Source organism: Phycicoccus endophyticus, from assembly GCF_011326735.1.
GTDB lineage: Bacteria > Actinomycetota > Actinomycetes > Actinomycetales > Dermatophilaceae > Phycicoccus > Phycicoccus endophyticus.
The window spans coordinates 142,254-167,742 of the sequence record NZ_JAANCN010000001.1 but is presented as its reverse complement, the minus strand read 5'-3'; the positions used below and the strand labels follow the sequence as shown (position 1 = coordinate 167,742).

At 73.1% G+C, this 25,489-nt stretch carries 23 protein-coding genes and 2 tRNA genes; 12 read left to right on the top strand and 13 right to left on the bottom strand.

Annotated features, from left to right (window positions below):
* Position 1 precedes the first annotated feature (1 nt).
* From G8D98_RS00800 to G8D98_RS00780, 5 genes are all read right to left on the bottom strand, one after another.
* Positions 2 to 74: transfer RNA gene (locus G8D98_RS00800), tRNA-Val, on the bottom strand.
* 74 nt (positions 75 to 148) lie between these two features.
* Positions 149 to 628: a peroxiredoxin gene (locus tag G8D98_RS00795; protein ID WP_166097845.1), complete on the bottom strand. Its 480-nt coding sequence runs from the start codon at positions 626 to 628 to the stop codon at positions 149 to 151.
* A 74-nt stretch (positions 629 to 702) separates the two neighbouring features.
* A complete protein-coding gene (locus G8D98_RS00790) occupies positions 703 to 1,143 on the bottom strand; it encodes a DUF3052 domain-containing protein (protein ID WP_166097843.1) in 441 nt (146 codons plus the stop codon).
* A gap of 37 nt (positions 1,144 to 1,180) precedes the next feature.
* Complete coding sequence (locus tag G8D98_RS00785; protein ID WP_166097840.1) at positions 1,181 to 2,680, bottom strand: PH domain-containing protein; 1,500 nt, start codon at positions 2,678 to 2,680, stop codon at positions 1,181 to 1,183.
* Positions 2,677 to 3,198 (bottom strand): PH domain-containing protein, encoded by a 522-nt coding sequence (locus G8D98_RS00780; RefSeq protein ID WP_166097838.1) that lies wholly within the window; start codon positions 3,196 to 3,198, stop codon positions 2,677 to 2,679. Before G8D98_RS00780 ends, G8D98_RS00785 begins: the two co-directional genes overlap by 4 nt.
* Positions 3,199 to 3,269: 71 nt before the next feature.
* Here G8D98_RS00780 and fdhD point away from each other — a divergent pair, with 71 nt between their 5' ends.
* From fdhD to G8D98_RS00765, 3 genes are all read left to right on the top strand, one after another.
* Positions 3,270 to 4,106 carry a formate dehydrogenase accessory sulfurtransferase FdhD gene (gene fdhD, locus G8D98_RS00775; RefSeq protein WP_166097836.1) on the top strand — a complete coding sequence of 279 codons (837 nt, stop codon included), beginning with the start codon at positions 3,270 to 3,272 and terminating at the stop codon, positions 4,104 to 4,106.
* A gap of 117 nt (positions 4,107 to 4,223) precedes the next feature.
* Positions 4,224 to 7,010 carry a pyruvate dehydrogenase (acetyl-transferring), homodimeric type gene (gene aceE / locus G8D98_RS00770; RefSeq protein WP_166097833.1) on the top strand — a complete coding sequence of 929 codons (2,787 nt, stop codon included), beginning with the start codon at positions 4,224 to 4,226 and terminating at the stop codon, positions 7,008 to 7,010.
* 4 nt (positions 7,011 to 7,014) lie between these two features.
* The gene (locus tag G8D98_RS00765) at positions 7,015 to 7,317 is read left to right on the top strand and encodes a thiamine-binding protein (RefSeq protein WP_166097830.1); all 303 of its coding nucleotides are present in this window, start codon (positions 7,015 to 7,017) and stop codon (positions 7,315 to 7,317) included.
* 20 nt (positions 7,318 to 7,337) lie between these two features.
* On the opposite strand, the gene G8D98_RS00760 is transcribed toward G8D98_RS00765, so the two are convergent.
* Entirely contained in the window at positions 7,338 to 8,492 is a 1,155-nt protein-coding gene (locus G8D98_RS00760) for a glycerophosphodiester phosphodiesterase (protein WP_166097828.1), read from the bottom strand.
* A gap of 199 nt (positions 8,493 to 8,691) precedes the next feature.
* Between G8D98_RS00760 and argG the strand changes: the two genes are divergently transcribed.
* The 6 genes from argG to fabF all read left to right on the top strand — a co-directional run bounded on the left by argG (position 8,692) and on the right by fabF (position 15,067).
* The gene (gene argG, locus G8D98_RS00755; protein WP_166097824.1) at positions 8,692 to 10,119 is read left to right on the top strand and encodes an argininosuccinate synthase; all 1,428 of its coding nucleotides are present in this window, start codon (positions 8,692 to 8,694) and stop codon (positions 10,117 to 10,119) included.
* A 68-nt stretch (positions 10,120 to 10,187) separates the two neighbouring features.
* Complete coding sequence (locus tag G8D98_RS00750) at positions 10,188 to 11,375, top strand: PucR family transcriptional regulator (protein WP_229661717.1); 1,188 nt, start codon at positions 10,188 to 10,190, stop codon at positions 11,373 to 11,375.
* Between the two features lie 91 nt (positions 11,376 to 11,466).
* Positions 11,467 to 12,381 (top strand): ACP S-malonyltransferase, encoded by a 915-nt coding sequence (locus G8D98_RS00745; RefSeq protein ID WP_166097821.1) that lies wholly within the window; start codon positions 11,467 to 11,469, stop codon positions 12,379 to 12,381.
* Positions 12,378 to 13,394, top strand: a complete 1,017-nt coding sequence (locus G8D98_RS00740) for a beta-ketoacyl-ACP synthase III (protein ID WP_166097818.1) — start codon at positions 12,378 to 12,380, stop codon at positions 13,392 to 13,394. The genes G8D98_RS00745 and G8D98_RS00740 overlap by 4 nt, the downstream gene beginning before the upstream one ends.
* 71 nt (positions 13,395 to 13,465) lie before the next feature.
* Complete coding sequence (locus tag G8D98_RS00735; RefSeq protein ID WP_166097816.1) at positions 13,466 to 13,711, top strand: acyl carrier protein; 246 nt, start codon at positions 13,466 to 13,468, stop codon at positions 13,709 to 13,711.
* A gap of 114 nt (positions 13,712 to 13,825) precedes the next feature.
* Positions 13,826 to 15,067 carry a beta-ketoacyl-ACP synthase II gene (gene fabF, locus G8D98_RS00730; RefSeq protein WP_166097814.1) on the top strand — a complete coding sequence of 414 codons (1,242 nt, stop codon included), beginning with the start codon at positions 13,826 to 13,828 and terminating at the stop codon, positions 15,065 to 15,067.
* A 39-nt stretch (positions 15,068 to 15,106) separates the two neighbouring features.
* Here fabF and G8D98_RS00725 read toward each other — a convergent pair whose 3' ends face one another.
* Positions 15,107 to 15,622: a DUF3145 domain-containing protein gene (locus G8D98_RS00725; protein ID WP_166097811.1), complete on the bottom strand. Its 516-nt coding sequence runs from the start codon at positions 15,620 to 15,622 to the stop codon at positions 15,107 to 15,109.
* 186 nt (positions 15,623 to 15,808) lie between these two features.
* Entirely contained in the window at positions 15,809 to 16,378 is a 570-nt protein-coding gene (locus tag G8D98_RS00720; protein ID WP_166097809.1) for a PepSY domain-containing protein, read from the bottom strand.
* Positions 16,379 to 16,512: 134 nt separating this feature from the next.
* Here G8D98_RS00720 and G8D98_RS00715 point away from each other — a divergent pair.
* A tRNA-Ile gene (locus tag G8D98_RS00715) sits at positions 16,513 to 16,589 on the top strand.
* A gap of 110 nt (positions 16,590 to 16,699) precedes the next feature.
* Here the strand turns inward: G8D98_RS00715 and G8D98_RS00710 are convergent.
* The 4 genes from G8D98_RS00710 to G8D98_RS00695 all read right to left on the bottom strand — a co-directional run bounded on the left by G8D98_RS00710 (position 16,700) and on the right by G8D98_RS00695 (position 21,934).
* A complete protein-coding gene (locus G8D98_RS00710) occupies positions 16,700 to 17,401 on the bottom strand; it encodes a response regulator transcription factor (RefSeq protein ID WP_166097806.1) in 702 nt (233 codons plus the stop codon).
* A complete protein-coding gene (locus G8D98_RS00705; RefSeq protein WP_166097803.1) occupies positions 17,398 to 18,525 on the bottom strand; it encodes a sensor histidine kinase in 1,128 nt (375 codons plus the stop codon). Before G8D98_RS00705 ends, G8D98_RS00710 begins: the two co-directional genes overlap by 4 nt.
* 54 nt (positions 18,526 to 18,579) lie before the next feature.
* Positions 18,580 to 20,622: a glycosyltransferase gene (locus G8D98_RS15390; protein ID WP_166097800.1), complete on the bottom strand. Its 2,043-nt coding sequence runs from the start codon at positions 20,620 to 20,622 to the stop codon at positions 18,580 to 18,582.
* Positions 20,623 to 20,797: 175 nt separating this feature from the next.
* Positions 20,798 to 21,934, bottom strand: coding sequence for an amidohydrolase family protein (locus G8D98_RS00695; protein ID WP_166097798.1), 1,137 nt, complete (start codon positions 21,932 to 21,934; stop codon positions 20,798 to 20,800).
* A 344-nt stretch (positions 21,935 to 22,278) separates the two neighbouring features.
* On the opposite strand from G8D98_RS00695, the gene G8D98_RS00690 reads away from it, so the two are divergent.
* Positions 22,279 to 23,010 (top strand): ion channel, encoded by a 732-nt coding sequence (locus G8D98_RS00690; protein WP_166097795.1) that lies wholly within the window; start codon positions 22,279 to 22,281, stop codon positions 23,008 to 23,010.
* 33 nt (positions 23,011 to 23,043) lie between these two features.
* Here the strand turns inward: G8D98_RS00690 and G8D98_RS00685 are convergent, their stop codons facing one another.
* Complete coding sequence (locus G8D98_RS00685) at positions 23,044 to 24,450, bottom strand: NAD(P)/FAD-dependent oxidoreductase (RefSeq protein ID WP_229661718.1); 1,407 nt, start codon at positions 24,448 to 24,450, stop codon at positions 23,044 to 23,046.
* Positions 24,451 to 24,700: 250 nt separating this feature from the next.
* On the opposite strand from G8D98_RS00685, the gene G8D98_RS00680 reads away from it, so the two are divergent.
* Positions 24,701 to 25,441, top strand: coding sequence for an amino acid ABC transporter ATP-binding protein (locus G8D98_RS00680; protein ID WP_166097792.1), 741 nt, complete (start codon positions 24,701 to 24,703; stop codon positions 25,439 to 25,441).
* Positions 25,442 to 25,489: the final 48 nt, after the last annotated feature.

The window sequence follows — 25,489 nt, the reverse complement described above, 5'->3', positions numbered from 1 at the left end:
GTGGGCCCGGCCGGGATCGAACCGACGACCGACGCGGTGTAAACGCGGCGCTCTACCAGCTGAGCTACAGGCCCCGGACGGCCACCTGCCGCGGCCGACCGCCGACATTGTGGCAGGTCGCCCGGACCGGGCCGGGCGACCGGCGCGCTCAGCCGACGAGCTCCTCGACGGCCGAGGGGATGGCCGAGAAGTCGCGGGCCTCCCCCGGGCCGTTGACGAGGGTCCAGGCGACCCGGCCGTCGCGCCCGACGAGGAAGGTGCCGCGCTGCGCCGCACCGGTGGTCTCGTTGAGCACCCCGTAGGCCCGGGCGACCTCCCCGTGCGGCCAGGCGTCCGAGAGCAGCGGGAAGAAGTAGCCCTGGATGTCGGCCCAGGCCCGCAGGCTGAAGACCGCGTCGCACGAGATGCACACGACCTGCAGGTCCTCCCCGACGTACCGCTCGAGGTGGTCGCGGATCTCGTCGAGTTCCCCGGTGCAGATCCCCGAGAACGCCCACGGGTAGAACACGATCACGACGTTCTTGCTCGCCGTCAGCTCCGAGAGGGTGACGTCGGCGCCGTTCTGGTCCCGCAGCGTGAAGTCCGGCGCGGGGTCACCGACGGCGAGGGGGCTCGGGGCGGGGGTCATGGCCACATCCTGACAGGTGCGAGGCATCGACGGCACTCGAGACTCCCCTACCCCGTGGGAGCCGGGGCGATGCGTCAGCGTCGGCCGTTACCCCGCGGCGAGACGAGCTTGTGCGCCCGCCACTGCGGCGAGGCGTTGAACGTCCCCGCGAGGTGCAGCCCGGCGGTCACCGCGGCCTCGTCGATCTCGCTCGGGTCGACCTCCTCGTCGGCGCGCGGGGTGAGCAGGACGACGAAGCCTCCCTCGTCGAGCACCCCGACCATGTCGACGAGCGCGTCGCCGAGGTCGCCGTCCTCGGCGCGGAACCACAGCAGGACCGCGTCGGCCGCCCCCGTGTACTCCTCGTCCTCGGTCGGTGCTCCACAGGCGCTCTCGACGGCCTCGCGGAAGGCCTCGTCGACGTCGCTGTCGTAGCCGAACTCCTGGACGACCTGGTCATGGGCGAACCCGAGCCGCTCCACGGCTCCGGGGACGGTCGACCCGGGGTCCACCGGGGGTGGCGTCGGGGTGTTCACGCGGTCCAACCTCTCACGTTCGTCGATACGGGTGGGCCTAGTCCACCAACGGTGCGCCACCGGGTGCAAGAGGCGGCTCAGGACGGCGCGTCAGCGCGGGGGCCGGGTCGGGCACGCGGCGGCGCGCGACCCGGGCACGTTCGGCGACCCGCGCCAGCAGGCGCTCGGCGTCGGCCACGGCGAGATGCTGCACCTGCGGGCCGACCGGCCCGGGGGTGGAGACGACGCGCACGCTCGCCAGGGCGAGCCGCCCCTGCAGCGGCCCCTGGTCGAGGGCGAGGGACTGCACGCGAGCGTGCGGCACGACGAGCGCGTGCCGCGTGAACCGCCCGGCGCGCAGGTAGACGGCATGGGCGGCCAGCGCGTAGCCGGCCCGCCGCCAGGACCAGGGGTCCAGCCAGCGCGCGACCCGCGGTGGTCCGGTCCAGCCGCTCTCGCCGCCCGTCCCGGTGAGCGCCTCGTGCAGCACGGGGTCCTCGGGATGCGCACCGAGCGCGCCGAGCACGGTGAGGGCCTCGGCGAGGGTGCCGACCGGCAGCAGCGTGGTCTCCTCGTCGTCGCCGCCCTCCCCCTGGACCCCCGCGACGTTCACCCGCACCCGCCACCATCCCCACGGCCGCCACCACAGCGGCTGGAGCACCTCGACGGCCTGGACCCGGTGCAGCGGCACGCTGGCCACCCGCAGGTCGGTGAGGCCGTGGCGCACCCGCAGCGACGTGCGCGAGCGGGCGAGCGAGAAGTTGCCGTGGACGAGCAGCTCCTTGACCCGGCTGACCCCGAGCCCGAGGACGACGGGGATGAGCGCCGGCGCCGCCGCGAGCACCTCGAGGCCGACCCGCCCGACGCCGAGCGCGAACCCGCCGACCACGAGGACCACCCCGAGGACGAGCGTCGACCCGTGGAGGATCGTCGCGACGAACAGCCGCCCGTTGGGCACGGCGACGAGCGGCTCGGCCCCCTCGACCTCCTCGGCCGCCCCCGGCAGGCGCTGCGCGGGGGCGCCCTCGTCGGAGCGCCCGGCGAGCTCGAGCAGGTGCGCCCGGACCCGCTCGGCCCGCTCGGCTCCGAGGAAGGCGAGGGTGAGGTGGGAGTCGGAACCGCCCGCGGACTGGACGACGACCTGGCTGAGCCCGACGGCCCGCGCGAGCAGGGGGCGGGTGGTCTCGACCGCCTGGACCCGCTCGAGCGGCACCTGGCGGTGCTGGCGGAAGAGGACCCCCGTACGCAGCTCGACCTGGCCGTCGGCGACCCGGAAGCGGCTGAAGCGCCAGCTGACCCAGCTCGCCCCGGCCACCGCGGCGATGACGAGGACGAGGACGGCGAGGGCGAGCAGCGGGTAGGCCCGCCAGGCCCACTCCTCCTGCGGTCCGGCGTCGCCGCCGGGGACGTACCCCCCGGCGTCGAAGGACCCGAGGACCTCGTCGACGAGCTGGCTGACGAGGTAGCCGAGGACCGCGAGGAGGACCACGCCCCCGCGCAACAGCGGGGAGAGCGGGTGCAGCCGCTGCCAGCCGCCCTCGGTGTCGGGCTGCGTCACAACCCGGCCCGTTGCGTCTCGCCCCGGGCCGCGAGCCTGGCACGCAGCGCCTCGGCCTCGGCGGTGGGCAGACCGGGCAGCGACCCGCCGCTCTCCGGCGAGGCCGTGTGGATCTCGCACGAGGCGATGCCGAGCGCCCGCGCGAGCGGACCGGACTGGATGTCGACGTACTGCAACCGGCCGTAGGGCACGCTGACGAGGCTGCGGAAGAGCCGGCCCTTGCGGATGACGATCTCCTCCTCGAGCTCGACCCAGCTGATCGCCGACACCTGGCGGCGCACGAGCCACACCGCCCAGCCCCCCGCCGCGAGCAGCAGGGGCACGCCCAGCCACACCCACGGCGTCACGAGCAGGGCCACGACCACGCAGGCCAGCAGCGCCACGGCGAGGGCCGCCAACAGCGGCACCGTGCGGGCGGTCGCGAGCTGCGGGGCGACCGGTCGCCAGGCCAGGCCACCGCCCCGCAGGGTCACCCCCGGGGCGTCGTCGGGCTCGGGCGGGGCGACCGGGACGGACATGCCGCCCAGTCTGCCGCAGCCCGGCGGCGCACCAGGGCCGCCCCGAGCCGGCGGTGTGTTTGGATGCCGTCATGGGACGGGTGACGACCCGGGTGCCCCGGACCCGGGTGGACGTGGAGCGGGGCGCCGTGGTGGCCCGCCCGGACACCGTCGCCGTCGAGGAGCCGCTCGAGCTGCGGGTCGGCGGCCGGCCGGTGACGACGACGATGCGCACCCCCGGCGACGACTTCGACCTCGCCCTCGGCCACCTGCTCACCGAGGGCATGCTCGCTGCGGCGGCGGACGTCGCGACGATGATGCACTGCACCGACGTCGGGCCCGACGGCTCGCCGACGTTCAACGTCGTCGAGGCGGCCCTCGCGCCCGGCGTCGAGCTGCTCCGGCCCGCGCGCGAGCGCACGGAGACGATGTCGAGCGCGTGCGGGGTGTGCGGGGCGGCGTCCCTCGACGCCGTGCGCACCGTGAGCCGCTTCGACGTCGGCGCCGACCCGGTGAGCCTGGACGGCACAGTCCTCGCCGGGCTGCCGGACCTGCTGCGCACGCGGCAGCCGGCGTTCGAGCGCACCGGCGGCGTGCACGCGGCCGGGCTCGCGACGGCGGCGGGCGAGCTGCTCGTCGTGCGCGAGGACGTCGGCCGGCACAACGCCGTCGACAAGGTGGTCGGCGCCTGCGCCCGGGAGCGGCCGCTGCCGCTGTCGGGCACCGTGCTCGTCGTGAGTGCCCGCGCCAGCTTCGAGCTCGTCCAGAAGGCCGCCGTCGCCGGCGTGCCGGCGCTCGTCGCGGTCGGCGCGCCGACTTCGCTGGCGGTCGAGCTCGCCGTCGCCTCGGGCCTGACCCTCGCGGCGTTCACCCGCGGCCGCAGCTTCTCGCTCTACAGCCGCCCCGACCGGGTCCGTACCCCCGGCTGAGGCTCGCCGGGGCCCCTCGCGCGGGCCCGGGTGGTGACGCGACCCGGGCTGGGGTGAAAGATGGTGGGGCCGGCCCCCGACCGGGGCGCGGTCAGCGACCGGTGAAAGGACGAGCGCGTGGCTTTCCACGAAGACGTCGGCCCCATCCTCAACGGCATCCCGACACACCTGCCGGACATCGACCCCAGCGAGACCGAGGAGTGGCTCGCCAGCCTCGACTCGGTCATCGACGGTCCGGGCCGGATGCGCGCCCGCTACCTCATGCTGCGGCTGCTCGAGCGGGCCCGCGCGATGCAGGTCGGGGTCCCGTCGCTGACGACGACCGACTACGTCAACACCATCGGCCCCGAGCAGGAGCCGTGGTTCCCCGGCGACGAGGACGTCGAGCGCCGCTTCCGCGCCTTCCTGCGCTGGAACGCCGCGATGGTCGTCCACCGCGCCCAGCGGCCCGGCATCGGCGTCGGCGGCCACATCTCGACGTACGCGTCCGCGGCGACTCTCTACGAGGTCGGGATGAACCACTTCTTCCGGGGCAAGGACCACCCCGGCGGCGGTGACCACGTCTTCTTCCAGGGCCACGCCTCCCCCGGGATGTACGCCCGCGCCTTCCTCGAGGGGCGGATCGGGCCCGAGCGGCTCGACGGTTTCCGCCAGGAGCACAGCCACCTCGTCGACGGCCGCGCGCTCGGGCTGCCGAGCTACCCCCACCCGCGCCTCATGCCCGACTTCTGGGAGTTCCCGACGGTCTCCATGGGTCTCGGGCCGATGAACGCGATCTACCAGGCGCAGTTCGACCGGTACCTGCACAACCGGGGGGTCAAGGACACGAGCGAGCAGCACACCTGGGCCTTCCTCGGCGACGGTGAGATGGACGAGCCGGAGTCCCGCGGCGTGCTGCAGATCGCCGCCGAGCAGGAGCTGGACAACCTCACCTTCGTCGTCAACTGCAACCTCCAGCGGCTCGACGGCCCGGTCCGGGGCAACGGCAAGATCGTCCAGGAGCTCGAGGCCTTCTTCCGCGGCGCCGGCTGGAACGTCATCAAGGTCGTGTGGGGCCGCGGGTGGGACCCGCTGCTCGCGGCCGACGGCGACGGCGCGCTCGTCCACCTGATGAACTCCACCTCCGACGGCGACTACCAGACCTTCCGGGCCAACGACGGCGCCTACGTGCGCGAGCACTTCTTCAACCGGGACCCGCGCACCCGCAAGCTCGTCGCGGACTGGTCCGACGACGACATCTGGTGGAAGCTCAAGCGCGGCGGCCACGACTACCGCAAGGTGTACGCGGCGTACAAGGCGGCGACGAGCCACACCGGGCAGCCGACGGTCATCCTCGCCAAGACGATCAAGGGCTACGGCCTCGGCACGGCGTTCGCCGGGCGCAACGCGACCCACCAGATGAAGAAGTTCACCCTCGAGGACCTGAAGTCCTTCCGTGGCTCCCTCGACATCCCGGTGAGCGACGAGCAGCTCGAGCAGGACCCGTACAACGCGCCGTACTACCACCCCGGTGCCGACGACGAGGTCATCGCCTACGCGATGGAGCGGCGCGAGAAGCTCGGCGGCGGGCTGCCGGAGCGCAGGACCCGCCACGTCCCGGTGCACCTGCCCGAGGAGTCCGCCTACGCCCAGGTCAAGAAGGGCTCGGGCAAGCAGGAGGTGGCGACGACGATGGCGTTCGTCCGCCTCCTGAAGGACCTCATGCGCGACAAGGAGTTCGGCAAGCGGATCGTGCCGATCATCCCGGACGAGGCGCGCACCTTCGGGATGGACAGCTTCTTCTCGACGATCAAGATCTACAACCCGCACGGGCAGCGCTACACCCCGGTCGACGCCGAGCTCATGCTCGCCTACCGCGAGGCGGTCGACGGGCAGATCCTCCACCTCGGCATCAACGAGGGCGGCTCGCTCGCGGCGTTCACCGCCTCGGGGACGTCGTACGCGACGCACGGCGAGCCGATGATCCCCGTCTACCTCTTCTACTCGATGTTCGGGTTCCAGCGCACCGGCGACTCGATCTGGGCGGCCGCCGACCAGATGAGCCGTGGCTTCCTCATCGGCGCCACCGCCGGTCGCACGACGCTCACCGGCGAGGGCCTGCAGCACGCCGACGGCCACAGCCCGCTGCTCGCCTCGACCAACCCGGCCGTCGTGCACTACGACCCGGCCTACGCCTACGAGCTGGCGCACATCGTCCAGGACGGGCTGCACCGGATGTACGGCACCGACGAGTCGCTCACCGACGACGACCGCAACGTCATCTACTACCTCACGGTGTACAACGAGCCGATGCCGCAGCCGGCCGAGCCGGCCGACCTCGACCGCGAGGGTCTCCTCAAGGGGATGTACCTGCTCGCCGAGGGCGCCGGGGAGGGCCTCGGCGAGGACTCCCCGCGGGTGCAGCTGCTCGCGTCCGGGGTCGCGATGCCCTGGGCGCTCGAGGCCCGCGAGCTGCTGCGCACCGACTGGGGCGTCGCCGCCGACGTCTGGTCGGTCACCTCGTGGAACGAGCTGCGGCGCGAGGCGATGCGCTGCGACGAGGCGGCCTTCCTCCACCCGCAGGAGGAGCGCCGCACCCCGTGGGTCACCGCGAAGCTCCAGGACCGCAAGGGGCCGGTGATCGCCGTGTCGGACTACATGCGCGCCGTCCAGGACCAGATCGCCCAGTGGGTCCCCGGCGACTTCGCCTCCCTGGGCGCCGACGGGTTCGGCTTCTCCGACACCCGCCCCGCAGCCCGGCGCTTCTTCCACATCGACGGCCCCTCGATGGCGGTGCGCGCCCTGCAGGTGCTCGCCGACCGCGGGGAGGTCGACGCGTCGGTGCCGGAGCAGGCCGCCGAGCGCTACCGGCTCCAGGACGTCACCGCGGGTGAGTCCGGCAGCACCGAGGGCGGGTCGGAGTGAGCTCGTGATCGTCGCGTTCAGCATCGCGCCCGGCAGCCCGGACGAGAGCGGCTCCTACGCGGCCGCGGTCGCCGAGGCGGTGCGCATCGTGCGCTCGTCCGGCCTGCCGCACGAGACGAACGCGATGTTCACGAACATCGAGGGCGAGTGGGACGAGGTCTTCGGGGTGCTCAAGCAGTGCACCGAGGCGATGACCGCCCACCACCCGCGTGTCTCGCTCGTCGTCAAGGCCGACATCCGGCCCGGGCACACCGGGATGCTCACCTCCAAGGTGCGCCGGATCGACGAGGTCCTCGGCGAGGGCTGACCCACGCGGGTGACCGCCGCTCAGGCGGCAGCCCGGCGGGCCATCTCGCGTGCCTGGACGCAGATGTCCGGCTGGTCGCAGAACATCCCGTCGACGCCGGCACGCAGGTAGGCGAGGTCCTCGGCGAACGCCCTGCCGTACGCAGCGGGGTCGAGGCCGACGCGCAGGTCGCTCGGGAGGAACTCGTTCTCGGCACGCATCGTCCAGATCGTCACCTCCAGGCCGGCCCGGTGGGCGTCCCGGACGAGCGTCGTGGGGCTGCCGAGTGCGCCGGTGGCGGTGCGCGGGATGACGAGCTCCTTGGTGGGGGCGACGCCGTCGACGACCCGGGCGAGCCGCCGCAGCGAGGCCGGCTCGAGCAGCTCGGCGTAGCTGCGCGGGTGGCCCGCGGCGGCGAGGTCGTAGGGGCCGCCGGAGCCGCTGGCGAGGAAGACGAGGTCGGCCCGGTAGCCGAGCCGGGTGCGCAGCCGCTGCAGGCTGGTCCACTCGAAGCTCTGGACCCACAGCGGTGCTCCGCGGTGGTTGAGCCCGTAGCGCGTGACGAGCCGGACGAGCGCCCGCTCGGGGTCCAGCCCCTGGGCGTGCAGGTAGGTCGAGTGCTTGATCTCCGGGATGATGCCGATGGTGCGGCCCTCGCGTCGGGAGAGCTCGGCCCGCCACCGCAGCGTCTCCTCGAACGTGGGCACCTGCCAGAGCCCGTCGTAGAGGGTGTTGTGCTGCCGCAGCTCGGGGAGGCGCTCGACGGCCCTGAGGGTCCGCAGCTCGGCGAGGGTGAAGTCCTCGACGAACCAGCCGGTGACGGGGCGGCCGTCGAGCATCTTGGTCGTCCGGCGCCCGGCGAACTCGGGGTGCGCCGCGACGTCGGTGGTCCCGCTGATCTCGGGCTCGTGGCGGTCGACGAGCACGCCGTCCCTGGTCATGACGAGGTCGGGCTCGAGGTAGTCGGCGCCCAGCGCCGCCGCGAGCTCGTAGGCACCCCGGGTGTGCTCGGGGCGGTACCCCGAGGCACCGCGGTGCGCGTAGACGGTGACCGAGGTCCGCGGGCCCGGGTGGTGGGCCGACGCCGCGGCCGTCGACGCCGGGCGCTCGGCGGCGGGGGCGGAGGGGAGCAGCACGAGGCCGGCGAGGGCGAGGAGGGCGAGGACCGCGCGGGTGCGGTGGATGGTGGTCGACATGTCCGTGACGCTAGGGAGGGTCCCGGGAACGCCGGCCGACCCGGGCGTGACGGTTGGCCGACGACACGACCACGCCGAGGAGGACAGGGGGTCAGCCCCGAGTCAGGCGCCGGTCACGGCCGCGTGCGTGCGGCGGCGTCCCGACAGGTTCGGCCCCCGGCGGTTGGGGAATATGCAGGGTCACGTATAGTCTTGCACCATGTCCAAGGTCCTCACCTCCCTCCCCGTCGGCGAGCGCGTCGGCATCGCCTTCTCCGGAGGCCTCGACACCTCCGTCGCGGTCGCCTGGATGCGCGAGAAGGGCGCGGTGCCCTGCACGTACACCGCCGACCTCGGGCAGTACGACGAGCCCGAGATCGAGACCGTGCCCGGGCGGGCCTTCCAGTACGGCGCCGAGGTGGCCCGGCTCGTGGACTGCCGCGCGGCGCTCGTCGAGGAGGGCCTCTCGGCGATCGCGTGCGGCGCGTTCCACATCCGCAGCGGTGGCCGGACGTACTTCAACACCACCCCGCTCGGCCGCGCGGTCACCGGGACCCTGCTCGTGCGCGCCATGCAGGCCGACGACGTGCAGATCTGGGGAGACGGCTCGACCTTCAAGGGCAACGACATCGAGCGCTTCTACCGCTACGGGCTGCTCGCCAACCCCGACCTGCGGGTGTACAAGCCATGGCTGGACGCCGACTTCGTCACCGAGCTCGGGGGCCGCCACGAGATGAGCGCCTGGCTCACCGAACGCGACCTGCCCTACCGCGACAGCCAGGAGAAGGCCTACTCCACCGACGCCAACATCTGGGGCGCCACCCACGAGGCCAAGACCCTCGAGCACCTCGAGGAGTCCCTCGAGGTCGTCGAGCCCATCATGGGCGTGCGCTTCTGGGACCCCGAGGTCGCCATCGAGCCCGAGGACGTCACGGTCTCCTTCGTCGAGGGCCGCCCGGTGGCGGTCAACGGCCGCGAGCTCGACCCGGTGGCGCTGGTGCGCGAGGCCAACGCCGTCGGCGGCCGGCACGGCCTGGGGATGTCGGACCAGATCGAGAACCGGATCATCGAGGCCAAGTCGCGTGGGGTCTACGAGGCCCCCGGGATGGCGCTGCTCCACATCGCCTACGAGCGGCTGCTCAACGCGGTCCACAACGAGGACACCATCGCGAGCTACCACCAGGAGGGCCGCCGCCTCGGCCGGCTGCTCTACGAGGGCCGGTGGCTCGACCCGCAGAGCCTCATGCTGCGCGAGTCCATCCAGCGCTGGATCGCCTCCGTCGTCACCGGCGAGGTCACCCTGCGGCTGCGGCGTGGCGAGGACTACACGATCCTCGACACCCGCGGGAAGAACTTCAGCTACCACCCCGACCGGCTGTCCATGGAGCGGGTCGAGCATGCCGCCTTCGGCCCGCAGGACCGCATCGGACAGCTGACGATGCGCAACCTCGACATCGCCGACAGCCGGGCCAAGCTCGAGCTCTACGCCGGCCAGCCGGTCGACCAGGGGCAGCTGCTCGTCGAGAACGGCACCCTCTTCGGGGCACTGCCCTCCGGCGGCTACGACCGGATCACCGACAACCCGGGGGTCGAGGGTGACGAGGAGGACGCACTGGACCGGGCCGCGATGGAGCTGGGCACCGACTGAGCCCGGTCGGCCGGCCGCCGCGGACCGGGGTCGGCTCGTTGTCCGGGGCGCACAAATAGACTGCGCCCATGCCACCGCCCGCCGCCGACCCCACCGCCGCCACCCGCGAGCGGGTCACCCGGGCCGCGGGTGACCTCGGGGCGGCCGCGGTGCGCCAGATGGAGGCCGACCACGGCTGGTTCCGCGCCCTGTCGGCCGAGGACCGCTCCTGGGTCGGTCTCGTCGCGCAGGCCGGCATCACGAGCTTCGTGCAGTGGCTCGGCGGGGAGCAGGAGCGACCCGCCGTCACCGCGGACGTCTTCGGCACCGCTCCGCGGGAGCTGACCCGTTCGATCAGCCTGGCCCAGACCCTCGACCTCATCCGCACGGTCATCACCGTCGTCGAGCGCGACATCTCCGGGCTCGCCGCCCCCGGCGAGGGCGCGCACGCCCGCGACGCCGTCCTGCGCTACAGCCGCGAGGTGGCGTTCGCGGCGGCCGAGGTCTACGCCGAGGCGGCCGAGGCCCGCGGCGCCTGGGACGCCCGGCTCGAGTCGCTCGTCGTCGACGCCGTCATCCGCGGCGAGGCCGACGACGCGATGCACTCGCGGGCGGCCGCCCTCGGCTGGGGCGCCGTGAGCGCCGTCGCCGTCGTCGTCGGCTCCACCCCCGCCGGGCCCACCGGGCCGGTGCTCGACGCCCTGCACCGCACCGCCCGGCGCCAGCGCACGCCCCTGCTCGTCGCCATCCACGGGCCGCGGATCGTGTGCCTCGGCGGTGACGTCGAGGACGCGATGGCCCTCGCCGGCACCCTCGAGCCGCACCTCGGCGAGGGTCCGCTCGTCGTCGGGCCACCCGTCCCCCACCTGTTCGCCGCGGGGCGCGCGGCCCGGGCGGCGATCTCCGGACACACCGCCGCCGCCGCCTGGCCGGGGGCACCTCGTCCGGTGCGGGCCGACGACCTCGTCGCCGAGCGCGCCCTCGTCGGCGACCTCCCGGCGCGCAACGCCCTCGAGGCGCGCATCGTGCGACCGCTGCAGGAGGCCAGCGGCGGGTCGCTGCTCGAGACCGCCGCCGCCTGGCTCGACGGCGGTCTCGGGGTCGAGGGCACCGCCCGAGCGCTCATCGTCCACCCCAACACCATCCGCTACCGGCTCGCGGGCATCGCCCGCAGCACCGGCTACGACCTGACCGACCCGCACGACGCCCAGACGGTCCGCCTGGCACTGGCCTTCCACCGGCTCGGGCCGGCACCGCGCGCGCCCCTGCGGGGCTGACCGGGGTTGTAGGAACCCCACAAAGCCGGACGCCGACATTCGTCCCCCCTCGATGCGCCACGACCGCCGCCGAGGCAGCACGCTGGGGAGCGTGATCGCCATCGTCTGTCCCGGCCAGGGCGCCCAGGCCCCCGGCTTCCTCTCCCCGTGGCTCGAGCTGCCCGGAGCGCACGAGCACCTCGCCGCCCTCTCCGAGGCCGCCGGCGTCGACCTCGAGGCGCACGGCACGGTCTCGGACGAGGAGACGATCAAGGACACCGCGGTCGCCCAGCCGCTGCTCGTCGGCGCCGGGCTGCTCGCCCTGCGTGCGCTCGGCGGCGCGGACCGTGCCGGGGCACTGGCCGGGCACTCCGTCGGTGAGTTCACCGCGGCGGCGGCCGCCGGCGTCCTGCCCGAGCCGGACGCCATGGCCCTCGTCGCGCTCCGCGGACGGGCGATGGCCCAGGCGAGCGCCACCGAGCCCACCGGGATGAGCGCCGTCCTCGGCGGTGACCCGCAGGCCGTGCTCGCGGCCATCGAGACCCGCGGGCTGACCCCCGCCAACGTCAACGGCGCGGGCCAGGTGGTCGCGGCCGGGGACCTCGAGGCCCTCGCCGCCCTGGCCGCCGAGCCGCCGGCGCGCACGCGTGTCGTGCCCCTGAAGGTGGCCGGCGCCTTCCACACCCGCTACATGGCCCCGGCCGTCGACGCCTTGGCCCGGGCCGCGGGCGACCTCTCCCCCGCCGACCCCGTGGTGCCCCTGGTGTCCAACCGCGACGGCCGGGTCGTCGCCGGCGGGCGCGAGGTGCTCGACCGGCTCGTCGCGCAGGTCTCCCACCCGGTGCGCTGGGACCTGTGCATGGAGCGGCTCGCCGAGCTCGGGGTCACGGCCGTCCTCGAGCTGCCTCCGGCAGGTACGCTCGTCGGGCTCGCCAAGCGCGGACTCAAGGGTGTCGAGCTGCTCGCCCTGAGCACCCCCGACCAGCTCGACGCCGCACGCACCCTCATCGAGGAGCACTCCGCATGACCGCCACATCCAAGGGTTTCGCCGACCGCCTGCGCACGCCGGAGGTCACCCACGCCCGGATCTCCGGGGTCGGTGGCTACCGGCCGCGCCGCGTCGTGCCGAACGCCGAGCTCGTCGAGCGGATCAACTCCTCCGACGAGTGGATCCGCGAGCGCTCGGGCATCATCGAGCGCCGCTGGGCCGGCGAGGGCGAGTCGGTCGTCGACATGTCCGAGCTCGCCGCGCGCCAGGCCCTCCAGATGGCCGGGGTCGAGGCCGCCGAGCTCGACGTCGTCATCGTCGCGACCGTCAGCTGGCCCTACCAGACGCCGGCCGCGGCGCCGATGGTCGCCGAGCGGCTCGGCACCAAGGGTGCGGCCTTCGACATCTCCGCGGCGTGTGCGGGCTACTGCCACGGCATCGCCCTGGCCTCGGACATGGTCCGCGGGGGCGACGCGAGCAACGTCCTCGTCGTCGGCGTCGAGCGGCTCTCGGACTTCACCGACAAGGACGACCGCGGCACCGCGTTCATCTTCGCCGACGGCGCCGGCGCGGCCGTCGTCTCACGGTCCGCGACCCCGGGCATCGGCCCCACGGTGTGGGGCTCGGACGGTGCGCAGTGGGACGTCATCGCCCAGAAGGACAGCTGGATCGAGGTCCACGAGAAGGACCTCGGCTGGCCGACGATCGGGATGGCGGGCCAGACCGTCTTCCGGTGGGCGGTGTGGGGCATGGCCCCGGTGGCCCAGAAGGCGCTCGACGCCGCCGGCATCACCGCCGACCAGCTCGACGCGTTCATCCCGCACCAGGCCAACGTGCGGATCATCGACGCCATGGCCAAGCAGCTGCACATGCCGGCGGACATCCCGATCGCCCGCGACATCGCCTACACGGGCAACACCTCCTCGGCGTCCATCCCGCTGGCGATGGAGCGGATGGTGCGCCACGGTGAGGTGCCGAGCGGCGGGCTCGCCCTGCAGATCGGCTTCGGGGCGGGGCTGTCCTACGCCGCCCAGGTCGTCGTCATCCCCTGACCAGTCCCCCGTGGGCCCACGGGTCACCCGGGCCGAGCAACCACCGATCCACGAGTGAAGGAGAGCAGCACATGGCAGACCAGCAGGAGATCCTCAGCGGCCTCGCGGAGATCGTCAACGAGGAGACCGGGCTGGACCCGGCCGAGGTCCAGATGGACAAGTCCTTCACCGACGACCTCGACATCGACTCCCTCTCGATGATGACCATCGTCGTCAACGCGGAGGAGAAGTTCGGCGTGCGCATCCCCGACGACGAGGTCAAGAACCTCGCGACGGTCGGTGACGCCGTGGGGTACATCCAGAGCAACCAGGGCTGACCCACTCCCCCTCCCCGACCTCGTCTGCCACCGCGGCGACCCGCCGCGCGCGTCCGCCGGACCGGCGGACGGCAGACGAGGTCGGGCTTTCGCCCCCTCACCCAAGGAGCAGCAATGAGCGAGCGTCGCGTCGTCGTCACCGGACTCGGTGCCACCACCCCGCTCGGCGGAACCATCGCCGAGACCTGGGAGGGCATCCTCGCCGGCCGGTCGGGGGCCAAGCCCCTGCCCGCGGAGTGGCTCGAGCGCTACGAGCTGCCCGTGCACTTCGCGTGCACCATCGCCCAGCATCCCTCCGAGGTGCTGACCAAGGTCGAGATCCGCCGGATGGACCCCAGCGCCCAGTACGCGGTCATCGCGGCGCGCGCCGCGATGGAGGACGCCGGTGCCCCCGAGGTCGAGCCGGAGCGGCTCGGCGTGGCCGTCGGCACCGGGATCGGCGGGGTGTGGACCCTGCTCGACCAGTGGGACATCCTGCGCGAGAAGGGGCCCCGCCGGGTCTTCCCCCTCGCCGTGCCGATGCTCATGCCGAACACGGCCGCCGGCAACGTCTCCCTCCAGCTCGGCGCCCGGGCCGGTGCCCACAGCACCGTCTCCGCGTGCGCGTCGGGCGCGGAGTCGATGGGCACCGGGTACGAGATGATCCGTCAGGGCCGGGCCGACGTCGTCGTCGCCGGGGGCACCGAGGCGGCCATCCACCCGCTGCCGTTCGCCGGCTTCTCCCAGATGCAGGCCCTCTCGACGCGCAACGACGACCCCGCCGGGGCGTCGCGGCCCTACGACACCGGGCGCGACGGGTTCGTCATGGCCGAGGGCGCGGCGGTCATGGTGCTCGAGGAGTACGAGCACGCCAAGGCCCGCGGCGCCCGCATCTACGCCGAGTTCGCCTCGATCGGGATGTCGGCCGACGCCCACCACATCACCGCCCCCGAGCCGGAGGGCGCCGGTGCGAGCCGGGCGATGCGTGAGGCCGTCGAGCGGGCGGGGCTGAGCGACCGGGACATCGTCCACATCAACGCGCACGCCACCTCGACCCCCGTCGGGGACGTCGCGGAGGCCAACGCCGTGCGACGCGCGTTCGGCGCCGCCGCCGACGGGATGCCGGTCAGCGCGACGAAGTCGATGACGGGTCACCTGCTCGGGGCCGCCGGCGCGCTCGAGGGGCTGTTCACGGTCCTCTCGGTGCACCACCGGGTGGCACCGGCGACGACGAACCTCGAGGACCTCGACCCGAAGATCGACCTCGACGTCATCCGCGGCGAGCACCGCTCCCTGCCCGAGGGCGACGTCGCGGCGCTGAACAACTCCTTCGGCTTCGGCGGGCACAACGTGGCCCTGGTCATCACGAGCGTCTGAGCGGCCGTCGCCGGGGCGTGGCGTCGCCGCGGCGACGCCTCAGCCGACCTTGTGCAGCCAGCGGACGGGCGCGCCCTCCCCGGCGTAGCGGAAGGGCTCGAGCTCGGCGTCCCACTCCAGGCCGAGCAGCTCCTCGATCATCTCCTCCATTGCCTCCGGGCTGCCCTGGGCGAGCACGACGACCTCGCGCAGGCGGTCCTCGTTGACGACGGCGTCGCCGTTGGCCGAGGTCCACGTGTGGTGGATGCCGAGGCGGGGGGTGTGCGACCAGCGTGAGCCGTCACAGCCCGGGCTGGGCTCCTCGGTGACCTCGTAGCGCAGGTGGTCCCAGCCGCGCAGCGCGGAGGCCAGGCGGGCGCCGGTACCGGACTCCCCGGCCCAGCTGAGCTCGGTGCGCACCATCCCCGGCGCGGCCGGCTGGTCGGTCCAGTGCACGGCGACGGGGGCGCCGAGGACTCCCTCGACCGCCCAGACCACGTGCGGGCACAGCGCCTTGGGGGCGGAGTGGACGTAGACCACTCCGCGCGTGGGCGTGCGCGGCATCGCGACAGACATCCTGGTCTCCTTCACGTGCGGTGGACGTCTTCCCCAACGCCGTCGCTCGTGGTGAGGCCGGTCGTGCTGCCGGTGCGTGTGCGGGCACGCGTACGTGCCGTTGTCCGTCACATTGTGCACCACACGACGCACCCGCACCAGTGACCACGTCGATCACAGGTGCGGGTGCGCCGCTCGGCCGCGGACTCAGACGGTCGAGGTCGTGGTGCCGTCGGTGCTGCTCGTGCCGTTGGCGTCGCTCGGGTCGCTCGAGCCGGTGCCGTCCTGGGTCTGGCCGCCGTCGCCGCCGGGCATCCCGCCGGGGCCGCCCGCGTCCTCCTCGGTGCCGGTGACCTCGAAGTCGGCGGAGACGAGCACCTCGACCCGTCCGTCGTCGCTCGTCACGGTCACCTGGTAGGTGCCGTCGGACAGTGCCCGCACGGAGGTGACGGTCCCGCCGTCGACGGCTCCCTCGGCCGCGGTGACCGCCTTGCTCGCGGCCTCGGCGCTCAGCGTGCCACCCTCGTCCATCATGTCCCCGCCGGGCATTCCGCCCTGCGCTCCTCCCCCGGCCTCGCCCCCACCGGGCAGGGTGCCGGTGCCGTCGGTGCCGTCGCTCTGGGTCGACCCGGTGCCCGGCGTCGCCGAGGCGCTCGCGGACGTCGTCGTCGTCGTGCTGTCGCTCGCCCCGGCCAGGGTCGCGCCGGTCAGGCCGAGCGCAACCGCCGCGGCGATGCCGACGCCTCCGATGGCGAGAGTCTTGGTCTGGCGGTCCATGGGTGCTCCTTCGTCGTGGGGACTGCTGACCTCCACGTTCGCCGGCGGCACTGTGCGACACCTGTCGCCAGGGTCGGGCGCGGCTGTGGCTCGGCGATAGGCTCGCCGGGCCCGTGGCCGCCCGCCACGGCGCCGGGGCGTTAGCTCAGTCGGTCAGAGCAGCGGACTCATAATCCGTCGGTCGTCGGTTCAAGCCCGACACGCCCCACCAGACGTTTCCGCAGGTCACGTCCCCGCCGCCGATGCTCGTGGCCGGGGTGGTCGACAGGGACGCGAGGCAGCTCGACCTCCTGCGGCGGCCGAGGGCCGAGGACGCCATGCCTACTCGCCGGGGCTGACGAGACCGGTCTCGTACCCGATGATGACCAGCTGCGCACGGTCGCGGGCGTGCAGCTTGGTACGGATGCGGCTGACGTGCGTCTTCGCCGTCAGAGGCGACATGTACAGCGACGCTCCGATCTCGGAGTTGGTCTTGCCGCGGGCGACCTCGGCCAGCACCTCCCGCTCCCGCTCGCTCAGGACGTCCAGCGGGCCCGGGCGCCCGGGGCGGAGGACGGGACGGCGGACGAGCTCGGCGACCAGCCGTGTGGTCATCGCCGGTGAGATGAGGACGTCGCCGTCGGTGGCGGCGGCGATCGCCTCGATCAGCAGCCGCGGCGGCGTGTCCTTGAGCAGGAACCCGGAGGCCCCCGCCCTCAGCGCGTCGTAGACGTACTCGTCGAGCGCGAACGTCGTCAGGACGAGCACCTTGGAGCCGGCGAGTCGCGGGTCACCGCAGATCGCTCGCGTTGCGGCCAAACCGTCCATCCGAGGCATCCGGATGTCCATGAGAACGACGTCCGGGCGTGTCCGTCGCGTCTCGGAGACCGCCTGGGCGCCGTCGACCGCCTCCCCGACGACCTCGATGCCGGGCTCGTTGGCGAGCAGTGCCGCGAACCCACGACGCACGAGCTCTTGGTCGTCGACGAGCAGCACGCGGGTGTCGCGGCTCGGGGGGCCTGGGGCGTCGCGTCCGGTGCTCATCCCCGGTTCCTCTCGGCCAGCTGGTAGGGCACGAAGGCGCGCACCTCGAACCCACCGTCGTCGGTAGGTCCTGCATCGACGGTGCCACCGAGGAGCTCGGCTCGCTCGCGGATCGCACGCAGCCCGAGCCCGGTGCCCCGCGCCGCGACGTGTGCCGGGTCCGCGACGCCGTTCGACACGGTGACGTGCACCCCGGCATCGGTGTGGCGCACCCGGACGGTGGCCGGGACGTCGCCGGCGTGGCGGCTGACGTTGACCAGGCACTCGTGGACGATCCGGTGCACCGTGACGACGGTGCTCTCCGCTTCGCCCGGCGGGTAGTGCCCGCTCTCGACCACCTCGACCTCCATCGTGTCCCCGGCCGCGGCGGTGGCCACCTCGCCGAGCGTGGTGGCCGGCGACAACGGGCGCAGCGGACCGGCTTCGTCGGACCGGAGCAGCCCGAGAAGGGACCTGAGCTCGTCGAGTGACCGCCGTCCCGCGTCGTTGATCTCGACGAGCGCGGAGTAGGCCGCGGACGGGTCGCGCTCGAAGACGTGCGCGGCCACGCCGGACTGGACGGTGATCGCCGACAGCGAGTGGGCGACGACGTCGTGCAGGTCGTAGGCGATGCTCAGCCGTTCGGCCTGGAGCCGCTCGGCGACCTGGCGTTCCACCGCCTCCGCCCGACGCCGCAGGTTCGAGCGACGAGCGTCGGCGGCGGCGATCGGAAACAGCAGAACTGCCTCGTCGACGGCCCACTCCGACCAGAACGGGTCGGTGTCGACCTGCGCCCCGACACCGGAGACAACGGTCGCCACGAGCGACGCGAACCAGATCGCCGAGCGGGTGTCGTTCCGGTACACGAGACGGAACAGAGCCACGGCGAGCAACGGTCGCAGCGCGATCGGGCCCGAGGTCCAGGCGAGAGTGGCACTGTCGAGCAGACCGATCGCCACGACGGTCGCCCTGTCGAAGCGACCGAGGACGATGAGAACGGCTGCGGCGACGACCGCCGCCGCGACGCCCGGGAGCTGCCGCCCGTTCTGCACCTCCGGGTCGACGAGCAACGCACCGATCGTCACCGCCGCGGCAGTGGCGACTGCGGCGAGCTCGACGCGCGAGATGCGCGGACGGATCGGCATGACGGGTCCATCATCATCGACGGTGACGGTGGGTGCGTGGCGAGACCTGCACCGTCAGGACGTCGGGTGCGGCAGCCGGCCTTCGACACGGGGACGCGGCGGCGCGGTGACATGCGTGACATCGGCGTAGACCCTTTCGAACTCTCCAAGCGTCGCCCCCAGGTCGTGGGCCGAGATCAGCCGGAGGCTCTCCTGGCCCATCGCCCTCCTCGTGGGTTCGTCGGCGAGGACCTGGGCGATCCGGTCGGCCAGCTCGCGGACGTCGCCGGGGGGATAGAGCCAGCCGTTGCGTCCGGGACGCACCAGATGTGGAAGTGCCATCGCGTCGGCGGCCACGACCGGCTTGCCGGCCGCCATCGCCTCCATGGTCACGAGGCTCTGCAGCTCGGCAGTCCCCGGCATGCAGAACACGGTGCAACGTCGGTAGGCACGAACCAGCTCCTCGTCCGGGACGAGGCCGAGGAACCGCACCCGCTCGGTGATGCCCAGGTCCTCCGCCAGGGCCTCGAGCCGGGGTCGTTCGGAGCCGTCGCCGACGATCTCGACCCGCGCGTGCGGTGGCAGCACGGCGGCCGCCTCGAGGAGCTCGTTGACGTTCTTCTCGGCGCTCAGCCTGCCCACGAACAGGACGATCGGTGGGCCGTCGACCTCGCCTCCGCCGGCATAGTGCGCACGGTCGATCCCACACGAGATCGCCATCACGGGGCGGTTCAGGCCGTTGCGCTCGAGCAGCTCGGCGGCACGCCGCGTCGGGGTGGTGCAGACCGTCGCCCGGCCGAAGACCCGTGCCAGGTCCTGCCACGCCCACCGGGTGAGGAGGCGACCGGCGAGTGGCGGCAGCGGCGCGTAGCCGAGCAGGTTCTCCGGCATGAAGTGGTTGGTGGCCACCACCGGGATGCCGGCTGCCGTCCCGGCGCGGACCGCGCTCCGGCCGATGAGGAAGTGAGCCTGGGTGTGGACCACATCGGGGTCGATCTCCTCGAGCAACGCCGGAACGGCGCGTGCCGTACGCCAGGGGAGGCAGATGCGGAACGTCGGGTGGAAGGGCGTCCGCCTCGAGCCGATGCGGTGGACTGTCACCCCGCCGACGCGTTCGCTGGAGGACTCATCGCTGGTCGACGGGCAGATGACGTGCACGTCGTGCCCGCGACCGGACAGCCCGGATGCCAGCCGGTCGGCGAAGTTCGCCGCTCCGTTGACGTCCGGGGGGTAGGTGTCGGCGGCCACCACGATGCGCAGTGGGCCCTCGGGGCCCCTGGCGGGAGCCCGCGCCACCGACGTGGTGGACGGTACGTGACGGGACAGGAGCACGAGCCCGGCGATGGCCACTCCTCCTGGCACCGCCAGGTCGAGGAGCCGGCCGGAGGTCATCTCGCCGTAGGCGAAGATGCCGATGAGCACTGCGGTCAGCGGGTCGACCAGCGTGGTCGCGCCCGCCACGACCGGGGCGGGCCCGTTCGCGTAGGCCTGGTGCAGCAGCCACATGCCGGCAAGGACCGCCGTCACCGACTCCACGAGAGCGACAGCCGTCAGCACACCGGACAGCTGCGCCGTGACCGCTGCCCGCACGAGCGCCGAGGTGAACCCGAACAGCACGGCGGTCGCGAGCGCGAGGAACAGGCAGCGGGCCCTCCCCCGGGTGCACCGGGCCACGACGGCCAGCGCGCCCGCGCCGAGCAGGGCCCACTGCGCCGACCCGAGGTCGGGGGCGGGGAGGTCAGCGCCGACGGTCGAGGCCGCCACGGCGACGAAGGACGCCACCCCGGCCACGCTCGTCAGCAGTGCGAGGAGTACGGCGGGTGTGGGCCTGGTTCCCGCCCACAGCACCGTCAGCACGAGAGTGAGCACCCCGATCGGCTGCACCACGGCCAGAGGCGCCATGGTCAGCGCGAGGGCGTGCAGGACGGCGCCCAGCCCGGCCAGCCCGATCCCGGCGTACCAGAGCGGTGTGCGCAGGATCGTCCGGACGGCGGCCGGGCCCAGCGCGTGGACCTCGCGGCCGGGGACCGCCTGCCGGACGGTGCGGTGCTGGAGGAGCACGGTGCCGGCGAAACAGCACGCCCCGGCGGCAGCGAGGGCGACGGCGATCACGAGCACCGCGATACCTCCTGGGGCGCCGGGGTCAGCGCGGACGTCAGATGGGTGGACACGAGGGGCCTCCGGAAGGTCGAGTGGTACTCGTCAGGGTTTCTCGTCCCGTCGACGTGCGCGTCCACCCCCGGGAGGTCGCTGCTACTCGCCTGGGAGTACCGCAGCGCCGGACGCCGATGCGTCAGACCGTGATGCCGAACAGCTCCTCGGCGTTGCGGAAGGCGATCTTCTCCTTGTCCTCCCGCGGGAGGTCGACCGCCCGGAACCAGTCGGTTCCTTCCTTGATGCCCGCGAAGGGATAGTCGGTCCCGAACATCACGCGATCCACGCTGACGTACTTCAGCAGGAGGTGGAGCAGCTCGTCCTGGAAGAAGGCACTCGTGGTGAACCAGAAGTTGTCCTGGAAGTACTGCTCGAAAGGCCGCTCGAGCGAGTTCTCGGTCGGCGCGCCCATGTCCCCGGCGATCCGCTCGTAGTAGAAGGGAAGACCCTCGCCCATGTGTCCGATGATGATCTGCAGGTTGGGGAACCTGTCGAAGACCCCGTACGCGATCATCCGGATGCACTGGACCAGCACCTCCTGGTGCCAGCCGTAGCCGGACCCGCTGAAGATGTAGTCCTGGTACTCCTGGGTGTACTCCGAGCGGGTCGTGCTGTAGTAGATCTGGAAGATGTCGTCGGCCGGGTAGCCGGGGTGGAGGTAGATGGGCACTCCGAGTGCCTCGGCCCGCGCGAGGACGGGCTCGAACGTGGGGTGGTCGAGGTACTTCGTGGCGATGTGCCCGTTGGTGAGTGCGCCCAGGAAGCCGTCCTCCCGGACCGTTCGCTCCAGCTCGTCCGCGGCCGCCTCCGGGCTGCGCAGGGGCAACGTCGCGAACGCCTGGAAGCGGCCCGGGTAACGTGCCATCGGCCCGTCGACGAGCTGCCGGTTGAGACGACGGGCGAAGTCGATGCCCTCTCGGCCCGGGACGTTCTGCACGGACGGCGTGTGCGCGGACAGGATCTGGACGTCGAGTCCCCCCTGGTCCATGTCACCGACGCGGCGCTCACCGAGGTCCGACAGACCCATCTCCTCGAGGAACGCGACGTGGTCCTCGTTGATCGAGTTCAGCGCCAACAGCTCGGGAGTCGAGAAGGTCTCCTCGGTGCCGATGAACCTCAGGTCCTGGTCACGACGCGAGATGTCGGAGTCCCCCTGGTCGCCCGAGCATGACGCGAGGACGGTCGCCGAGAGCCCGGCGCCGAGTGCTGCCGCGCCGGTGACAAAACCGCGACGTCCCAGCACCCTGCGCTGCCCGCTCTCTCTGGTTGCTTTCATGGCTGGCTGTCCTCCTTCGTCGTGGGCCTCGGCGCCGACGAGGACGAGCGGCGCGGTGGCCGACTGCGCTCGTCCGCCCGGGTGCGACCGGGAGAGGGCGAGGGCTGCTGTCGGCACCGAGGGTCCCTTGGGTTGGTGAGCTACCTCGCCACTGTGGACGGCACGCGGACGGCGGCCATCCGCCCGGAGGAGGCAGCCGGTAGTCCCCCGGGAGTACGGGAGAAGCCCGCAGCGTGCCCGTGCGGGCGGTGTGCCCCACGGTCCGGCACTACCGCGGCGGCCGCCGCGGCCACGGCCCCGAGCACCCCACCGAGCGGCCCCGCTGCCGTGACAGCATGGCCGCCATGAGTGACGACGCCCGGCGGGAGCAGTGGGAACGGGCCGGCGAGTGGCCGTTGACGATCGCCGCGCTCGTCTTCCTCCTCGCCTACGCCTGGCCGATCCTCGACCCGCAGCTGTCCTCCACCTGGGTCACGGTCACCGAGGTGCTCTCCTGGGTGGCGTGGACGATGTTCGCCGTCGACTACCTCGTCCGCCTCCGGCTCGCCCACCACCGGCTCGCCTTCGTGCGGGCCAACCTGCTCGACCTGGCCGTCGTCGTCCTGCCACTGCTGCGCCCACTGCGGCTCCTGCGGCTCGTGACGCTCCTCGGCGTCCTCAACCGCAAGGCGGGCGGCTCGCTGCGGGGGAAGGTCTCGGTCTACGTCGGGGGTGCCGCGGTGATGGTGCTCTTCGTGGCGAGCCTGGCCATCCTCGACGCCGAGCGCGGCCACCCGGACGCGACGATCACCCGGTTCGGGGACGCGCTGTGGTGGACCGCCACGACCGCCACGACCGTGGGGTACGGCGACCTCTACCCCGTGACGACCGAAGGGCGCCTCGTCGCGGCCGCCCTGATGCTCGCCGGCATCGCCCTCATCGGCGTCATCACGGCGACCTTCGCCAGCTGGCTCATCGACCGCGTCCAGGAGATCGAGGACACCGCCCGCACCGCGAGCGAGCACGACGTCCAGCAGCTCGCCGCGCAGATCGCCCACCTCCAGGAGACCGTCGAGGAGCTCCGCGGCCGGGGGTGAGCGAGCGCGACGGCACCCGGCTCCGGCGAGGGCTCAGCTGTCGAAGCCGATGCCGACCGCGTCCATGGCCCGCAGCCACAGGTTGCGCCGTCCGGTGCGGTCCTCGGCGGCGAGGCTGGCCCGGGTCGCGCGGACGCCGAGCGAGCGCAGCGGCTCGGGCGGGAAGGGCAGCGGCTTGCGGCGGACCATCGCGAGCCGGGTGGCCTCGCTGTCCTGGCCGTCGGCGAGGTCGAGGGCCACGCGGGCGCCGAACCGCGTCGAGGCCACCCCGAGCCCGGTGTAGCCGACCGCGTAGGCGACCCGGCCGCCGAGCGCCGTGCCGAAGACCGGGGTGAAGCGCGAGGTGGTGTCGATGACGCCGGCCCAGCGGTGGGTGAAGCGGACCCCCTCGAGCTGCGGGAAGATCGCCTGGAAGTGCGCGGCGAGCAGCTCGTGCGACGAGGACTGCTCCAGCCGCGGGTCGATCCGTCCCGGGAAGTGGTAGTTGGCGTCGTACCCGCCGAAGAGGACCCGGTCATCGAGGGTGCGCCGGTAGTAGTGGAACTGGTTGCCCGCATCCGTCAGCCCCTCGCGCCCCTCCCAGCCGACGGCGGCCAGCTGCGCGGCCGTCAGCGGCTCGGACATCAGGACGTGGTCGTACACCGGCAGCGTGTACCAGCCGAGCCGGCGCAGCGGCCCGCGGAAGGCACCGGTGCCGACGACGACCCGGCGGCCGCGCACGCTGCCCCACTCGGTGGCCACTCGCACGCCGTCGCCGTCCTCGTCGAACGCCGTCACCGCCGTGTCCTCGTGCACACGCACCCCGAGCCGCTCCGCGGCCTCGGCGAGCCCCCACACGAGACGCGCCGGGTCGACCAGGCCGACGGTCGGGTCGAGCATCCCGGCGAGGTAGCGCGGCGAGTCCACCCGGGCCCGCGCCTCCTGCGCCGACAGCAGCCGGGCCTCCACCCCGTGGTCGCGGTGGAGGGAGTACGCCTCGCGCACCGCGCAGACCTGGTGCTCGTCGAGGGCGAGGGTCAGCTCGCCGGGGACGTGCAGGTCGCAGTCGATGCCGTAGCGCTCGACCGCCTGGGCGAGCCCGGCCATGTTCTCGGCCCCGAGCCGCTCGAGGGTGGCCACCTCCTCCGGCCAGCAGGCGACGCCCTGGGCGAGCCCATGGGTGAGCGAGGGCGAGACGAAGCCCCCGTTGCGCCCGGAGGCCGCCACCGCGAGGCGACCCCGCTCGAGGAGGAGGACCTCGCGCGCCGGGTCGCGCTCCTTGGCCTGCACCGCGGCCCACAGCCCGGTGAACCCGCCGCCGACGACGACGAGGTCCGCGCGGTGCCCGTGCCCGGTCAGCGCCGGCCGGGCCGGCGGGAGCAGCTCGGGGCGGTCGGTCCAGAAGACGTCCGGGACCGCGTCGGCCAGCGAGGCGCGGACAGCGGACGCGAGGGCGGGCATGACGTTCATCATGCCCGAGGGGCATCGGCCACGCGAGGCCCCGTTCATCTCATTTCCGCACCCGTCGCCGCCTGACCCCTACGGTTCGCGAACGGTCATGCCTCTCGAGCCACCCGATCCGCAGATGACCAGGGGCACCGTCCGGGGCCGACCCGGCCCCCGGGGTGAGGTCTCGGAACGGTCACGATCCCTGCCGATGCCTCCCCCGGTACTGCCCCCAGCGCGCACCGCGCCGCTAGGTTCTCCCACCATGAGCGAGCCCCTCGTCGTCCTGCGCGACGTCAACAAGCACTTCGGCGACCTCCACGTGCTCAAGGACGTCAACCTCACCGTCGGCCGGGGCGAGGTGGTCATCCTCATCGGCCCGTCCGGGTCGGGCAAGTCGACCCTGTGCCGCACCATCAACCGCCTCGAGACCTTCGAGTCCGGCTCGATCACGATCGACGGCAAGGAGCTGCCCGAGGAGGGCAAGGAGCTCGCGGCGCTGCGCGCGGACGTCGGCATGGTCTTCCAGTCCTTCAACCTCTTCGCCCACAAGACGATCCTCGAGAACGTCACCCTCGGCCCGACCAAGGTGCGCGGGATGCGCAAGGCCGAGGCCGACCGGCGCGCCATGGAGCTGCTGGAGCGGGTCGGCGTCGGGCACCAGGCGCACAAGTACCCCGCCCAGCTCTCCGGCGGGCAGCAGCAGCGTGTCGCGATCGCCCGCTCGCTCGCGATGGACCCCAAGGTCATGCTCTTCGACGAGCCGACCTCGGCGCTCGACCCCGAGATGATCACCGAGGTGCTCGACGTCATGGTCGAGCTCGCCCGCTCGGGCATGACGATGATCGTCGTCACCCACGAGATGGGGTTCGCCCGCAAGGCGGCCAACCGGGTGGTCTTCCTCTCCGACGGGCAGGTCGTCGAGGAGGCCACCCCCGAGGAGTTCTTCACCAACCCCCGTAGCGAGCGCGCCAAGGACTTCCTCGGGAAGATCCTCACCCACTGACCCCCGGAGGGCCGACCGGGCCAGCCGACGACCACGAGTCGACGAAAC